The sequence below is a fragment of the Winogradskyella sp. ABM4_392 genome (assembly GCF_056160445.1).
On sequence record NZ_JBSWXE010000025.1, the window covers coordinates 1 to 257 of the forward strand.

A 257-nucleotide genomic window follows, 5' to 3' on the forward strand; every position below is an offset into this window, starting at 1 on the left:
TCTGTCGGATCGTCTTCCGTGTTGCCATCGGCATCATCTCCATCATCACTAACATCATCAACATTCGTGTCCGCTGGACTGTCTCCATCCGCTAATACACTGTTGCTAAAGCCTCCGGCATCTACAGCATCCTGCTCGATAACATAGGTCGCTGTATACGTAGCCGTCTCGCCTACTAATAAGTCCCCTTCTAAACTACCTGCATCCGCACTGACGAACGTTGGGCCGGTTAATAAGGTTAAGGCATTTCCATTGGC

1 protein-coding gene is annotated in these 257 nt (G+C 49.8%); it reads right to left on the bottom strand.

What is annotated here, in order from left to right:
- On the bottom strand, nucleotides 1-257 hold a 257-nt coding region (locus ACXAFS_RS15315; protein ID WP_475308052.1), incomplete at both ends, for a DUF7507 domain-containing protein.